11 protein-coding genes and 2 pseudogenes are annotated in these 15,821 nt (G+C 44.8%); 6 read left to right on the top strand and 7 right to left on the bottom strand.

Translation table 11 applies throughout. From position 1 onward, the window contains the following. Positions 1 to 76: 76 nt before the first annotated feature. Together hrpA and AB4384_RS19100 are read right to left on the bottom strand one after the other, a co-directional pair. Positions 77 to 4,144, bottom strand: a complete 4,068-nt coding sequence (hrpA, locus tag AB4384_RS19105; protein WP_372129970.1) for an ATP-dependent RNA helicase HrpA — start codon at positions 4,142 to 4,144, stop codon at positions 77 to 79. 198 nt (positions 4,145 to 4,342) lie between these two features. Continuing rightward, entirely contained in the window at positions 4,343 to 5,671 is a 1,329-nt protein-coding gene (locus AB4384_RS19100; protein WP_372129969.1) for a MipA/OmpV family protein, read from the bottom strand. 80 nt (positions 5,672 to 5,751) lie between these two features. On the opposite strand from AB4384_RS19100, the gene AB4384_RS19095 reads away from it, so the two are divergent. The 3 genes from AB4384_RS19095 to AB4384_RS19085 all read left to right on the top strand — a co-directional run bounded on the left by AB4384_RS19095 (position 5,752) and on the right by AB4384_RS19085 (position 8,937). Beyond that, positions 5,752 to 6,282, top strand: coding sequence for a hypothetical protein (locus AB4384_RS19095; RefSeq protein ID WP_029235374.1), 531 nt, complete (start codon positions 5,752 to 5,754; stop codon positions 6,280 to 6,282). A gap of 24 nt (positions 6,283 to 6,306) precedes the next feature. After that, a complete protein-coding gene (locus AB4384_RS19090; protein WP_372129968.1) occupies positions 6,307 to 8,334 on the top strand; it encodes an alkaline phosphatase family protein in 2,028 nt (675 codons plus the stop codon). 153 nt (positions 8,335 to 8,487) lie between these two features. Beyond that, positions 8,488 to 8,937 carry a TerB family tellurite resistance protein gene (locus AB4384_RS19085; protein WP_048609171.1) on the top strand — a complete coding sequence of 150 codons (450 nt, stop codon included), beginning with the start codon at positions 8,488 to 8,490 and terminating at the stop codon, positions 8,935 to 8,937. A 33-nt stretch (positions 8,938 to 8,970) separates the two neighbouring features. On the opposite strand, the gene AB4384_RS19080 is transcribed toward AB4384_RS19085, so the two are convergent. Together AB4384_RS19080 and AB4384_RS19075 are read right to left on the bottom strand one after the other, a co-directional pair. Further along, positions 8,971 to 9,408 (bottom strand): hypothetical protein, encoded by a 438-nt coding sequence (locus AB4384_RS19080; protein ID WP_372129967.1) that lies wholly within the window; start codon positions 9,406 to 9,408, stop codon positions 8,971 to 8,973. A 2-nt stretch (positions 9,409 to 9,410) separates the two neighbouring features. Then, positions 9,411 to 9,955 (bottom strand): annotated as a pseudogene (locus AB4384_RS19075) (helix-turn-helix domain-containing protein); the annotation flags it as partial. 76 nt (positions 9,956 to 10,031) lie between these two features. Here AB4384_RS19075 and AB4384_RS19070 point away from each other — a divergent pair. Beyond that, a complete protein-coding gene (locus AB4384_RS19070; RefSeq protein WP_017065108.1) occupies positions 10,032 to 11,060 on the top strand; it encodes an IS110 family transposase in 1,029 nt (342 codons plus the stop codon). Between the two features lie 249 nt (positions 11,061 to 11,309). On the opposite strand, the gene AB4384_RS19065 is transcribed toward AB4384_RS19070, so the two are convergent. From AB4384_RS19065 to AB4384_RS19055, 3 genes and pseudogenes are all read right to left on the bottom strand, one after another. Continuing rightward, positions 11,310 to 12,218: an IS5 family transposase gene (locus AB4384_RS19065; protein ID WP_017065109.1), complete on the bottom strand. Its 909-nt coding sequence runs from the start codon at positions 12,216 to 12,218 to the stop codon at positions 11,310 to 11,312. A 76-nt stretch (positions 12,219 to 12,294) separates the two neighbouring features. Further along, a pseudogene (locus AB4384_RS19060) lies at positions 12,295 to 12,693 on the bottom strand (transcriptional regulator); the annotation flags it as partial. 210 nt (positions 12,694 to 12,903) lie between these two features. Beyond that, a complete protein-coding gene (locus tag AB4384_RS19055) occupies positions 12,904 to 13,101 on the bottom strand; it encodes a hypothetical protein (RefSeq protein ID WP_372129974.1) in 198 nt (65 codons plus the stop codon). Positions 13,102 to 13,505: 404 nt separating this feature from the next. Here AB4384_RS19055 and AB4384_RS19050 point away from each other — a divergent pair, with 404 nt between their 5' ends. Together AB4384_RS19050 and AB4384_RS19045 are read left to right on the top strand one after the other, a co-directional pair. Next, entirely contained in the window at positions 13,506 to 14,027 is a 522-nt protein-coding gene (locus tag AB4384_RS19050; protein ID WP_016784558.1) for a hypothetical protein, read from the top strand. A gap of 11 nt (positions 14,028 to 14,038) precedes the next feature. Further along, on the top strand, positions 14,039 to 15,724 hold the full coding sequence (locus AB4384_RS19045) for an LruC domain-containing protein (RefSeq protein WP_102321042.1): 1,686 nt from the start codon (positions 14,039 to 14,041) through the stop codon (positions 15,722 to 15,724). Positions 15,725 to 15,821 lie beyond the last annotated feature (97 nt).

The following is a 15,821-nucleotide window of genomic DNA, read 5'->3' as shown; positions in this document are numbered from 1 at the left end:
GTAATAACTATTCAATTAGTAATGCAATAAGCAAGATTTATACCCAAACCTTGCCATTGCGTCTAGCTTTATTCCTTTAGCAAGCATCAATCGCGTTTTTAACACGCTTATCTGATACTGGGTAAGGCGTACCGAGCTGCTGTGCGAAGAAGCTTACACGAAGCTCTTCTATCATCCAACGCACCTCTTTTACATTTTCTGGAACCGCGATCCCTTTTGGAATTTTATTCAGCAGTTCTTTGTAATCATTCATTACTGACTCAACTTTGATCATGTGAAGACGATCTTTGTTCGGGTCAATTGGCAGTTTTTCCATTCGACGCTCAATAGCTTTCATATAGCGTAGAATATCCGGCAAGCGTTTCCACCCGCATTCTGTGGCAAACCCCTTAAAAATCAAGCCTTCTACCTGAGCTTTAATGTCAGAAAGTGCGAATGCCATAGAAAGATCCACGCGTCCTTTCAGCTTTTTACTGATGCTGAATGCCGTGGTTAGGATGGTTTCAACCTGTTGAGCAATCTCTACTACGGTATCACCCAGCTCTGCACGTACGTGTTCTTTCATAGCTTCAAACTGCTCTGGTTCCCAAACCAAACCGCCCTTCTCTTCAATCAGCTTATCAATACCACAAGCGATACAGTCATCGATAAGATCGAGTACCTGTCCGTATGGGTTGAAGTACAAGCCAAGTTTCGATTTGTTCGGCAGGTTCGAGTGCAAGTATTTGATCGGTGATGGCACGTTCAACAAGATTAAACGACGCTGACCCGATTTCATTGCCGAGATTTGCTCTTGCTCGGTTTCGAACAGTTTGATCTCTACGCTGTCTTTAGAATCCACCAGCGCTGGGAAGGCTTTAACATCGTAGCCGCCGCGTTTCTGCTGATACACTTTTGGTAACTCACCAAAGCTCCAGGTATGCAGGTTCTGTTGTTCAATATCGTCGTCAGCAACCTTAGAAAGCGTTTCTTGAACCTTGTCTTTCAGACTTTCTTTTAGCTCATGCAGGTCTTTCTGTTCTTTCAGCTTACGCTTGCGATGATCTACAGCGCGGAATGTTACCTTTAAGTGCTCAGGGATCTGGTCTAACTTCCAGTCATCACGTACCACTTCCACACCCGTCATGCGGCGTAGCTCTTTCTCAAGAGAATCCAGTAACGGTGCTTCAAGCGGTGTCACACGTGCCAAGAATGCATCTGCGTAGTTTGGCGCAGGTACAAAGTTACGGCGTAGCGTTTTAGGTAGTGACTTAATTAGGCTAATCACCAGTTCCTGACGCAGGCCTGGGATCTGCCAATCAAAACCGTTTTGGTCAATTTGGTTCAAGATAGGCAGCGGAATGTGTACCGTTACACCATCGTTATCGTCGCCCGGCTCAAATTGGTAACTCAGCTTGAGTTTGATACCGTTTTGGTGCCAGAAGTTCGGGTAATCCAGATCGGTAACGTGGCTAGCATCACCGCGGAACAGCATCGATTTTTCAAAGTTAAGCAGCTCAGGGGTTTTCTGACTGGTCTTCTTCCACCATGTATCAAAGTGACGGCCAGAAACCGCCTCTTCACCAACACGCTGGTCATAGAAATCGAACAGTTCATCATCGTCGATCAAGATGTCACGACGACGCGATTTATGCTCTAGCTCTTCGACTTCTTGTAGAAGCTTACGGTTCTTCTTGAAGAAAGCGTGTTTGGTTTCCCACTCACCTTCTACTAATGCACTACGTACAAACAACTCACGGCTGACGGTTGCATCAATCGCGCCGTAGTTCACAAGGCGCTTAGGTACGATTGGGATTCCGTAAAGCATCACTTTTTCGTGTGCCATTACCGCTGCTTGTTTCTTCGACCAATGTGGTTCGCTGTAACTGCGTTTAATCAGGTGTTTCGCTAGCGGTTCAATCCATTCAGGTTGAATCTTCGCGATAACACGGCCCCAAAGTTTTGAGGTTTCTACCAGCTCCGCAGACATGATCCACTTAGGCTGTTTCTTAAATAGGCCAGACGCAGGGAAGATGTGGAAGCGTGCATTACGTGCACCTTGATACTCATTCTTCTCTTGGTCTTTCATACCGATGTGCGAAAGCAGACCTGATAGCAGTGACATGTGAATGCCATCGTAGCTGCCCGGTTCTGTATTCAACTTAGTATCTAGCTCACGCATTGCTTGGTGAATTTGGAAGTACACATCTTGCCATTCACGGATACGTAAATAGTTGAGGTAATCTTGCTTACACTGTTTGCGGAACTGGTTACTCGACAATGCTTTTTGCTGCTGCTTGATGTAATCCCATAAGTTCACAAACGTGATGAAGTCAGACTCTTTATCGAAGAAACGCTTGTGCTTGTCATCAGACGATTGTTGCTTATCTGATGGACGCTCACGCGGATCTTGAATCGACAACGCAGACGCGATCACCATCACTTCGTGTAGGCATCGGTTACGTGGCGCTTCAATTACCATACGCGCTAAACGTGGATCGATAGGCAGTTTTGCCAGCTTACGACCAATCGCGGTTAGCTTCTTCTTGTCGTCGCCGTGGTTCTTGTTTTTGTTCGCTGACGGTTCAACGGTGGCGATCGCACCAAGCTCTTCAAGCAGCCTTACACCGTCTTGAATGTTGCGCTTATCGGGCGCTTCAACAAATGGGAACGCTTGAATATCGCCTAGGCCTAGCGCTGTCATCTGAAGGATAACCGATGCTAGGTTAGTACGAAGAATCTCTGGGTCAGTAAACTCTGGGCGTGACTCGAAATCTTCCTCAGAGTACAAACGAATACAGATACCTTCTGCAACACGACCACAACGACCTTTACGCTGGTTTGCACTCGCTTGAGACACTGGCTCAATCGGTAGACGTTGTACTTTAGTACGATAGCTGTAGCGGCTAATACGCGCCGTACCCGGGTCGATAACATACTTGATGCCCGGAACGGTTAACGAGGTTTCTGCCACGTTGGTTGCCAGAACGATGCGTCGACCAGTATGAGACTGGAAGATACGGTTCTGCTCACCCGCCGATAGACGCGCGTAAAGCGGGACAATTTCGGTATCACGAAGGTTGCGTTTACTTAATGCATCTGCGGTATCACGAATTTCTCGCTCACCGTTCATGAAGATCAAGATATCGCCAAGGCCTTCATCACACAGCTCATCAACGGCTTCAAAGATGCCTTCGATTTGGTCGCGGTCTGAATCACTTTCATCACCACCTAATGGGCGGTAACGCGTATCAACTGGGTAAGTACGACCAGACACTTCAATGATCGGTGCATTGTTAAAGTGCTTAGAGAAACGCTCTGGATCGATGGTTGCCGACGTGATGATCACTTTCAGATCAGGACGCTTTGGCAGTAACTCTTTCAGGTAACCCATGATGAAATCGATGTTCAGGCTACGTTCGTGCGCTTCATCGATAATGATGGTGTCGTACTGATTTAAGAAACGGTCGTGTTGAATCTCCGCCAGTAGAATACCGTCGGTCATCAGTTTGATTTGGGTATTGTCAGAAATCTGGTCGTTGAATCGAACCTTATAACCAACGAACTCACCCAGCTGTGTTTCCATCTCTTCAGCAATACGGTTCGCAACCGAACGCGCCGCAAGACGACGGGGCTGAGTGTGGCCAATTAAGCCAAAGCGGCCGCGGCCAAGCTCAGAACAGATTTTTGGTAGCTGAGTGGTTTTACCCGAACCCGTTTCACCCGCCACGATAACCACTTGGTTTTCAGCGATGGCTTTCGCGATGTCTTCGCGCTTTTGGCTAACCGGGAGAATTTCTGGGTATTCAATCGTTGGTTTCTGTGCCGCACGCTGAGTTGCCGTCATCATCGACTTAGCAATGTCTAACGCAATCTCATCAAAGACAGCGTGCTTAGCTTGTTCGTTCTTAATTTTGCTCGCACCAGCAATTCGCTTACTCAAACGGAAGCGATCGCGTATCATACATTCGTTGAGCGCTTTACGAAGAGAGGCTGGGCTATTCTGAGATGATTTGTTGTTTGTCGCTGATTGATCAGCTTTTTTGGTATTTGATTGTTCAGCAGACTTTTTCGATGCCGCTTGGTTTGGCTTGGCTTTGCTCTGTGAAGAACTTGGCTGTGCTGCATTCTTGTTGTTATCTGCTTTTTCCGGAGACGAAGTCAAAGCGTGTCCTATTCTTGTACTTATTAAACTCGCGCGATTATATCACAAGTCTCAAACAAAAAAGCCTGACAGCAAAGGGAAAACCTTTAGCTATCAGGCTGATTAATCTCGCTAACACTCGCAGGAGCTATGAAAGCGCGGTCAAATGTAATTCGTACTTAGTCAACTCTGGTTTAAAGCTAACGTTAAAAACTGCGCTTAAAACTCATATTGGAAGTAAACCGTGTTGTAGTTACTACCGCCTTTGATACGACCATACTGAGAGGATTTTTCAAAGATTGCAGAACGGTGATGCAATGAATAACCGAACCATAAGTTGTTCAAGTCATTCTTGCCAATCAAGTCGCCAACGTTGACATCGAATGAGAAGTCTAAGTAGTTCAACAGATGACTGGCTGTGTAGCCTTTACGCTCCATCTCAGAGCCTTCGATGTAGGTAATCGAATCGATGTAAGACATACCTTCTGCCACACCAACACGCCACTGAGTTGGCCAATCAAAGGTGTAATACGCTTTGATTGCGATAATGTATTCGGTGCTGCTTGATTGAACGTCTGAGCTCCAGTGGTGGGCAATACCTGGGGTCAAATAGATATCCAATGGCAAGCCGAAGATCTCATCAGTTAATGGGTGTCCATAGAAGAACGAGGTCAACTGGTTGTTGTATTCGTCTTTCTCTCGATTGAACTTCATGATGTCGCCAATATTGGATGGCGTTCCCCAGCCGTGTGCGACACGTAAGTACGGCGCATTGCTCAGTTTAGGTTTTGGCGCTTTCTCTTTGTCGTTAAAGAAACCAAAGCCAAGGTACAATTCCCCCTGATAACGGTCTTCAACAATCGAAGAATCGTAAGCGTTATCGTCCAATCGAGTCACACTGGTTGAACCCAATAAGTACAAGTTAGAAACCACATGGTAACGCGTTTCAACACCAACATTTAAGTCAACACCAGCACCAATGGTTTCACTAGATGCGGAGTAATACTCACTGTTGAAATCAGCACTTTTATAACGCAGCGTCGCGCTCGGGTAAAACTCCCAATCTCCAGTTTCATACTTGGCTTTAGCTCGTAAGTTACCGTGGAAGTTGTATTCACTGTCGCTCATTAACTCCGTCTCGACAGACCAAGAATCATCAAGTTGGTAGGTCAGTTGAGCACCAAAGTCCGCCGTATCGCCTTCAATCGCGTTCTGCTCAGATGCAGGAATATCAATAAAGCGCATGCGAGAGATAGCATTGAAAGACCACTTCTCATCGTCAGTTTGATAGAGGTATGCCCCCATCTCAGTACCGTCAATAAACACATAATCGTTCTTGAAAAACAGCATCGGTACGAATGAGCTAACCGATTGGTCGCCACCAGACGTGTCATAAGGGATGCTTGCTGTACGGAACATTGCAGCGATGCCCCACTCTTGCTCTTCAGCGGCCCACGCATTAGCACTTACGAAAATGCCACTTAGGAAAGCGCTACCTAGTAAAACCAATCCAGATGAAGGAAGAGTCGGTAAATATTTGAGCTTCATTCTTGTGTAATTACTCTTTGAAAAAATATTGTGTTACTGATTAGACATTTATTAACCATGACGGCTAACTATTTTTAGGTTTGCTCGGCATTGACCGTTACAATGTAGAATATTCTCGGTTAAATGAAAGTATTGTGAAAGTCTCCGAATTACAAAACATTATAGATCACTTACCCAAAGATTCCGATCCAGATATTGTTATGGGTGAGGCGTGGTTGCCTGAGCGTTTGGTGGATACCAACCTAGACGGTGACATGCTATTTCTTGAATTCGATAATGCCCCTGAAGACAATCAAGGGGATGAAGAAGGCCGTGGCTTTGTTGAGCACGAGATTGCTATGATTCGAGAAAAGCTCGAACTGTTATTAGACGAGCCTTCCGATACCAAGACCAAAGCCGATGCCCTATTGGCAATATTTCTAATGGGCCATGAACTTTCTAGCTCAGAAGTTATCGAAGTTCTTGAATCAACAGAATCTGAAATGGCAGAGCCTGAGATTGCAGAGTTTAAAACAACAGAATCTGACTCAGTAGAACTTGAAGCATCAACGCTTGAAACCACAAAGCCAGACACAAATAAGATCGAAACAAAAGAACACCACGACGACTAGCCACCAACGATTTTAGGTACCGTATTGAAACCCTCTACGACATCATCTCTTCCCCTGTTACTCGCCGGACCCATTTTAAGAAAAACCACCGCGACTGAAGTGGTACTTTGGTTAGCCACCAGCTCGCCTCTTACAGGCAGAGCCGAGCTTCATACTCAAGAAATAGACGATTCTGAAGCAGCACAAGACCAGCCGTTTTATACCTCATCGCTTGAAGAACATGATTCGATTCAAATCGGTACACATGCGTGGATAACGCTAATTCGCTTACAAGGTGAGTTTCCGACTAATACGCTGCTTGAATATGACATTCACACAGAGTCAGGTTCACTAAAAGAGCTCGCCCCTCACCTTGTTTACAACGGTAAATCTCGCGTTGAGTTTAAGATATCGACCTCAGCTGATTACATTCTTCATGGCTCTTGCCGCAACCCGCATCATCCAAGCAAAGACAGCCTAGTTGCAGCCGATAACAAGATGGCCGATCAAACCGTCGCTGAAAGACCCGACATGCTGATGATGAGCGGCGATCAGATCTACGCCGACCATGTGGCAGGCCCAACACTTGATGCTATTCAACAAGTGATTCACCTGCTTGGCCTTGTAGGCGAAAGCTTACCGACTGACTCGCAAATTAAACAAATCAACAACAGTGACGCTCTGTATAACAGTGAATACCACTTATACCAGCGTCATCACTATTTGCCGCACCACACAGCTTCAGAATCGATGATCGATAAGTTATTCCCGAACCGTGGCGTGCCGATTTTTAGCTCTACCGATTGTGAAAACCACTTGGTCACGCTGTCTGAGTTTATCGCGATGTACTTATTGGTTTGGTCTCCGACACTGTGGCAATGCGTCAATCGAGAGCGTTTAATTGAGAATAACTTCACTCAAGGTGGACGCCAATTAACACCGACTGAGCAGCAACAATGGCGTGATGAAAGCGTCATCATGGATGATTTCATTGCTGGCTTACCGCAAGTGCAACGTCTGTTCGCGCATATTCCAACGTACATGATCTTCGATGATCACGATGTGACGGATGATTGGAACCTTACCGTGGGTTGGGAGCATGCCGTCGACCAAAACCAGTTCGCGACCCAAGTCATTGGTAACGGCCTTGCGGCTTACTGGATGTGTCAAGGTTGGGGTAACAAACCGGAGAGCTTCGATGAAACGTTTATCGTGCAAGCAAAACAGCTTTTTGTCGCTCAACCGCTCATTACTAAACAACCGCGCATTAGTAAACAAACTCATAATGAAGCCGGCAATGCAGCGACTACTCACTCTATTGGCAACATCGAGCCAGACAAGCATCAAGCCTTTATTGAGATGCTGAGTCGCTTTGAAGAGTGGCATTACACAATAGATACCTCACCCAAAGTCATTGTGTTGGATACTCGTACGCGTCGTTGGCGTTCAGAGTCACGCATGAACAAGCCTTCAGGTTTAATGGACTGGGAAGCCTTGATTGAGTTTCAACATCAGTTAATGAATCAAGATAAAGTGGTGATCGTTTCTGCTGCACCGATGTTTGGCGTGAAGTTTATTGAAACACTGCAAAAGATGGCGACCACAATCGGCAAGCCATTAGTGATTGACGCTGAAAACTGGATGGCACATCCGGGCAGTGCTAATACGCTGATTAGCATCTTTACCCATACCAAAACACCGACCAACTTCGTGGTACTTTCTGGCGATGTTCACTACTCCTTCGCTTATGACATCAAGCTTAGGTATCGTCGCAACAGCCCGAACATCTATCAAATCACCTGCAGTGGTATTAAAAATCAGTTCCCTGCTCCGCTGCTTAAATTCTGCGATGTATGGGACCGCCTGTTATACAGCCCTCGCTCAGTTTTGAACTACTTAACTAAGCGTAAACGCTTGAAGATCGAAAAGCGAAGCCCTGACAATCAGACCTTCTATCGCCTTTCAAACCGCAGTGCGATTGGAGAATTGAGGCTAGACACTGATGGGAAACCGCAATCGATCACGACACTCAGTGGCGACGGTAAAATTACCCGTTTCCCAGAGCCCGATTGATAAAATGCTCCTTATCGCTCGCGTATCCGTAATGTCAGTTTTTAGTAAAGACGCTTGCGATCACACTCTGTAGACCCAATAGTTATGCTTATGGTTATAGTTGATAGCTATCAGCGTTACGGAACTCGATACAAATTTTAACTGGAGCTCGTTATGTTCAATTCTCTCACATCAATGTTTAAACAATTGATTGAAGGCCAGGACCTAAGCAAAAACCAAGGCACATCACCTAATATCGCCATCGCGAGTTTGTTGTGTGAAGTCGCGGGTGCCGACCATCAGATCAATGAATCAGAAAGAGTCGCTAAGCTACAGCTTCTGCAGCGTTTGCTGGATTTAGATGAAGAACAAGCAAAGGTACTGCTCGCGCAAGCAGAGCCGAAAGTAGAGCAATCAGTATCGCTGTATGACTTTACATCGCAACTCAGAGACCTATCTCAGCCAGTGCGAATCGACTTAATCAAAGCGATGTGGGAAGTAGCGCATGCCGACGGGGAAATTGACCCTATCGAAGATTCTGTGATCCGTAAAACAGCGGAGCTGCTCTACGTTGACCACAGTGACTTTATCAAGACTAAGCTGAACGTACTCGGTAAAAGCTAACCAAAGGCTCTCTACTAGCATTAAGCCTCTGTATTAGCGTAAGCGGTCGCCATGCATGATGCCTTTGAGCTCTAACGGCGTGCCCTTCTTAGTGACATAAAGGCCGCGCTGATTCGATACCAACACACTGCGCTTGCCTTGTGTTTGTTGAATGTATAAATGCTTGATATTGAATGTCTGCTTATCTTGGGCCTGATCCTGGTCTAATTGATAAAGGTAGTAATGATTCCCCCAGCGCAAGAACACACCAAACATTTGCTTGGTTTGAGCGACATTCCCATCCATGTCATAGCCAATGTACTGCATTTTGACTCGACCATTTTCCAATCGGAGCGAGATTATCTCCCACCCGACCATCGGGTATTCCGCAGAAAATCGATAGGTACTTTTGGTTGCGAGCCCAGAGATTAAGCCTACATTTAGAATCACAAACAGCGTCAATAAGATAGGCATCCAAAACTTACGATTCATACTTATTGCCCTCGCTCATTGTTATTGTCGACTTCGCAAGAGACAGTTTTAAACTGATGGCTTATCTCTTTCCAATGTCCATTTATCAAGGCGACGGCTTGGATATTTTGACACCCAACACCAATGCGATGCAGATAGAGCGAATCAACACCGAGCTCTGACACGGCATCCAGCTCTGTTATGACTTCTTCATCAAAATTCAAACTGTCGTGATAAACATCCATACCTCGGTACGCACTCTTATCTATAAAAAAGCAAACTGATAAAACAGCATGAGAAGAAGCGCGCTGACTACCATTCCGGCAATACGAGATTGGTGACGAGCGATAAAGTGCTTCGCCTTGAACTGACGTGATTGTGGATCCTGTTGCTTTGATTGCCCAGCTTGTTGGTTCATGCCTGAAGGCTTAAACGGTGTCGGTAATGTTAACTCATCAACGATGGTGGTTTTCTCTGAAACGATGGCGGCTTTCTCTGAAAACGCAGCTTCAACATGCGCTTCAGCGGTAGGTATTGGCATCGATAAATAACTACCGACCTGTTTCAAACGGCGTTGTTAATGATATGGACACTTCCACCCACCGTCTAAACTTATAGTCGGTAACATAAATGAGGAAGAGACCATGACCATTGCAACTTTAGGTATCGACTTAGCTAAATCTTCTTTTGCTCTTCACGGAGTAGATTCATCAGGCAAAGTTCTTTTGAAGAAAAATATCAGCAGAAAGAAGTTGTCCGAAACGTTGACCAATATGCCTCCTTGTCTTGTTGGTATGGAAGCTTGCTCCAGTGCTCATTATTGGGCAAGAGTATTCAAGCAATTTGGTCATGACGTTAAACTTATGCCTCCGCAGTTTGTTAAGCCCTATGTGAAATCAAATAAGAACGATACCGCTGATGCTGAAGCAATCTGTGAAGCGGTAACTCGCCCTAACATGCGTTTCGTACCTATAAAATCGATTGAACAGCAATCAATCCTTTCTGTTCACAAAGCTAGAGAAAGGTTAGTTTCAATGAAAACTGGCCAAACTAATCAATTACGTGGGTTGCTGGCTGAGTTTGGTCTTGTCTTTCCTAAAGGAAGTGCATCACTTAACAAGCAGCTCCCTCTGGTTTTAGAGGATGCTGAAAATAATTTGACGCCACCGATTCGCTGCGTGGTTACTCATTTAAAAGAACTAATTGATGAGCTTTCTTCACGAATTAGTGCGTTAACAAAAGAAATTGAACAATGGCACAGTACGAATGTTGATTCTAAAAGAATCGCAGAGATCCCTGGAATTGGCCCTATAACTGCCACCGCACTTGTTGCAAGTATAGGTGACCCCGCATCTTTTAATAATGGACGGCAGGTATCTGCATGGATTGGACTTGTACCTAAGCAGTTTTCAACGGGTGGCAAACAAGTATTGCTTGGTATAAGCAAGCGGGGGGATGGCTATTTACGAAGACTACTAGTGCATGGTGCAAGAGCTGTTCTTGGGCACTTAAAGCAACAGCCAACCACTTATACTCACCGCTGGTTGAATGACTTACTGAAACGAAAACACAAGAATGTTGCAATAGTCGCACTAGCTAATCGGAATGCTCGAATTGCATGGGCTTTATTGGCTAATCAGCAACACTATAATCCTGAATTACTATCTATCTAAAATTGCGCATGAAGTGGAAATGAGAAAACAGGTAAGACCGTGAGTATGGAACTCTGATTTGATCTTAGGACTTTCAAGTTCGTGTTGTTGATAAGAGCATGCTCAGCGGAAATCATTAAGAGTCCTTGAACTCGGATATATGTCTGCAATCTTTTACCTAAAACTTTCAGATTTACTACTTGCCAATAGGAAGTGTCCATATATGATCAAATCAGCTTGAAGATCAACGACACCATATGTAGCTAGTCGTTAGCTTCTAACGGGCATACCTAGTCCTATGACTTTGTTAATCGCTTTGACATTCGCCATGATTTCGCCCACTTGAGCGTTGTAACATCTCAAGCTCAATTTATCGCTTGTTAGTCCTTTATATCGGGACATAGCAGTCTCAGATATTGAACGATAGTGATAACCAGACTCTGTTTTCCATTCCGATATTGTTCCATCTCTCAGAGCCATTACCGCTTTGTTTCTGGGATGACCGTCTTCCCAAAGAGCTGCATTCTTTCGAGGCGGTATTAACGGAGTACAGCCTTTATTTTTCAGAGTCTCGTGGCAATTTTTTGTGTCATATGCTCCATCGGCGGATACGGCAGCGACCTTTCTACGTAGTGGGTTGAGTAACGTCGGTAACACTTCACTATCGCCTACATTTACAAGACTGACTTCCGCACTAATCGCTTCGTGAGTATCCACATCCACAGCTAAGTGCAGTTTGCGCCATGTCCTACGTTTTTCTGTACCATGCTTTTTCACTTTCCACTCCCCCTCACCAAAGACTTTGAGGCCAGTAGAATCAATGGCTATATGGCGAATAGCCCCTCTCGATTTATTGCGATATTTGACCTGAACTGTCTTCGAGCGTTTACTGATACAGGTGTAGTCAGGGGACGTTAGTGGAACATCTAATAGCTCAAAGATAGAGTCGATAAAGCCTTGAAGAGCACGTAAAGGAAGAGAGAAGATGCCCTTAATCATCAAGGCGGTTTCAATCGCTGTATCAGAGTACTGAAAGCCTCTCCCACGCTTACCATGATGAGTTTTGCATCGCCATGCATCTACGGCTGAATCATCTATCCAGAATGTAACCGAACCACGTTTACAAAGAGCCTTATTGTACTCCGTCCAGTTAGTTATCTTCTTGTTTGCTTTACCCATATCACCACCATTCCAATCGTTTCAAATGATCAGATCACAGGACTTGGAAAAGGTTCAACTAATTTAGGCAACAACGCCGTTTCAAACCATTGAAGCTATACCCTTCCTTTTGAACCGTTAAGATTTTGCAATCACACTCAAATGAATTTAATGCCGTGCGAATGTTCTTAACCGCGACATTAAGTGAACTGCCCGTCACAACCCTGCCCGGCCAGCAATGCTCAAGTAAAAAGTCTCGACCAACGGCTTTTGGGCTGTTCTTCACTAGATGCTCAAGAATCAGGCCTTCTGAGGGGGATAAGGTGACCCGCTTACCAGATTCCGAATCAATGAGTGTGTTATTAATCAACTCGATGCCCGAAGCGTCTAAGGTGATTTTTTCATGGCTATTGGCGTTCATTTCGGCGAGGTGTTCATAAATAAAAAGGTCATCAAAAAAGTGTTTGTTTGGTCGAACTAATAGCAAACCATACATAGAAAAGAGTAGTGATAAGTTTAGCCAATAATTAAGCTAAATATAAGCTCAGCGAGTAACAATATAAAATAGCAACAAGGTGAGTCAGTCACGTAAACTCACTCACCTTTAAACATAGCCAAGGTTTAACTCTAAACTTGCCATGGCCCCATACTAAGATCTCGTCGTTACGCAATCTGAAAACGAGGTCACAATTCTGTTTTAGCGAAATTAAAGTTCCAGTTTGAATCCAAGTTCACTAACCATAACTTCAGCGAAGCCTAACTTTACTGCATTCAACTGATTAGCAACTTCGCGTGCTTGCTCTTCGTTTTTAGCCAATATAGCCATGGAATAGACAGGCCTGATCATCGCTTTTTGGTTTGGCTTCTCTTGTGCTATTTGTTTTGGGTGAACTAACGCTACCATCTAGCTCTGCCTAATCAAGGTCGAAACCTGCGATTTAATATTAATTAAAGCGCTTCTGACATTTATTAAGAATTAACATTCTTTTCATTCTGTTTGTGTTGATGTAAAAACCGATACCCACCACCTATTGAACAAGAGAAATACCAGTCAAATGTCTCTTATTACAGATTCAACTTTCCTCACTCAGCATTCGTGAAAACTGAATCCAATTCCCTATCAAATCTCATTATCAGGCCGTCATTTATTCGTTATCGTCAGATTGATTCTCTAATTGAGATGCTGATATACAATTAATTTCAAACAACATCAAAAAATCAAATTTTTCCTTTTTTATCAATAACATAAAAACTGGCACAATCATTGCTCTTTAAGTTTTACACGGCCTCAATTAATTACGGAAGATTATGATGATGAAATTAAAAACACTCCTCTTAACATCGGTCACATCAATGTCTCTCATCGCCTGCGGCGGTGGTGGTGGCGGGTCCGGCAGTTCTGGTGGCGGAGGTGGTGCAAGCGGCTCAACTGACAGCGCTGCGAGTCCTGCCGCAACAGCTGCCAATACGACTTTTGTTGATATTGCTGTACCGGACAGTTTTGAGTGGCGTGGAACGGCTTCGCGAACAATGAGCGTCATTGTCGTCAGTAGTTTTTCATACAAAGACGGTGAGCCGGCTCCAATTCGCGGTTCCCACATCATCAAACTATACAGCGTGACCTCAGACCAAACAGATTCTCAAGCCTTCTACTCTGGTATGTCGAACCGCGATGGTGAATTAGTGAGTGACTTTAGCATTCCAACCAACTGGGAAGGATTGGAAATCGTTGCTCAGGTGCGTGGTCAAGAGTGTAGAAGTACCGTTGACCTAGATAACGTCACTACTGATTTGCTAGTTTCTTGCGACATTGTTCTGGATTCTGACTAAGGATAGCTGCCATGAAAAATATTAAAAAATCTCTAATGGTGATGGGTTCAGTCGCTATGTGTTCTTTCTCGCAACAGACGTTTGCAGCTGCAACAGAAAACACAACAACCACTAACGGTGATGGCTCAATAACAGTGACTCAAAAGATCGATGCAAGTAGTACCTCACCACATTACATCGCGCCTTCTGGTTATGGTTTCGACATCTACAGCCGAGCAAACGAAGACTACTCTTGGCAACATAATTTAACGGTCCCTGATGGCGCACAGATTACCGCAGCGACACTCACTATTTACGCTTATGATGTTGATTCAGAAGCACACCACGGAGAAAACGGAGAATACGACAGTATCGCTGTTGACGGTTCTTTACTTACTCCCGGGTTCTTACAAGGTACCAACAATAACTGGTCGACAACCGTTTTTGACCTCCCTATCGCTTCACTTGACGACAGTCTTGTGAATGTAGACCTAGATATTGATGTGAATAACGACGGTTGGCTAACCACGCTGGATTACAGCCTTATCAGTGTTACTTATGTCACCATTGCTAATACCCCTCCTTCTACACCAACTCTAAGTCGCAGCACTGGACTCGGTGATAATGACGACTTGGTTGTGACAGTAACCGGTCCAACACCGGAAGACCCAGACGGTGATTCTGTAACTTATAGCTACCGTTGGTTTGTCGATGTAGGTCAAGGGTTCTATGTGGATGATGAGTTTGTCGGAAAAAATGACAACAGTAATGCCACGTTGCCGGCCAGTGAAACTGAAGTTGGAGAACTTTGGAAGGTTCAGGTCATCGCTATTGACCAGAATGGGCTGATCAGTGAAATCGCTGAGATTGCATGGCCTTCAATTGGGGATAGTGACGGTGATGGTGTATCAGATGCAAACGACTACGCACCAAACGATCCGACAATCGCTTTCTATAGCCGAACACCAACCAGTGGATGGTACACATTAGCCTACGAAGATTTATGGCCAAATGAGGGTGACTACGATCTGAATGACTTTGTTAGCCACTACGCATTAGGTGTTTATACAAACGCGAATAACCAAATAACTCGTTTTGATTACTACGGCCAAGCTATTGCTCGTGGAGCGGCTGAAGACAATGGTTTCGCTATTTCGTTAGCAGGGCTTGAAGACACGGATGTCACTTCACTGACCAAAACATACAACGGCTCTACCGCAGCGTTAACACCAGAGGCCGGTCACTCAGGCGAGTTGGTATTTGTTGTGATTGATAGTGTCGCGGCGATGCTGCCAAGTACAAGCACTTATAGCTTTTACAACACAGAGTCAGGTGATGCACGAAGCTTAATCGATTACAGTGTCTCGCTGGTGATTGATGGTTCAATTCCTGCGCTAAGCAATACGGATTTTAACCCGTTCATATACAAAGGCAACGCGAGAGGTAGAGAGATTCACTTGATGAACTATCCAAATACAGATGTAGCAGATACCGCAATATTCGGTGCTGGTGATGATGATACAGTAACAAGTGAAGGTGAATACTATCAAAACACGACTGGCCACCCATGGGCTCTAGATATCCCAGGCCAATGGTCTCACCCATACGAACGTATTGATACTTGTGAAGCATATGAACATCTAACCACGTGGGCAGAGTCTGGCGGTACACTTCAAACGGACTGGTTCACATCACCGACAGGGTCGAAGGTATGGTAAGTAACTCGAGCTTGGTCATTAAAAAATGAGTTAATCTTTAGAAATACCGATAAAAATTAAACCAAAAAGCCATCTACAAGTGAACTGACCCCCAATA

The sequence above is a fragment of the Vibrio sp. 10N.261.51.A4 genome, assembly GCF_041471945.1.
In the GTDB taxonomy this organism is placed as follows: Bacteria; Pseudomonadota; Gammaproteobacteria; order Enterobacterales; family Vibrionaceae; genus Vibrio; species Vibrio crassostreae_C.
This window is presented reverse-complemented; position numbering and strand designations above follow the sequence as displayed.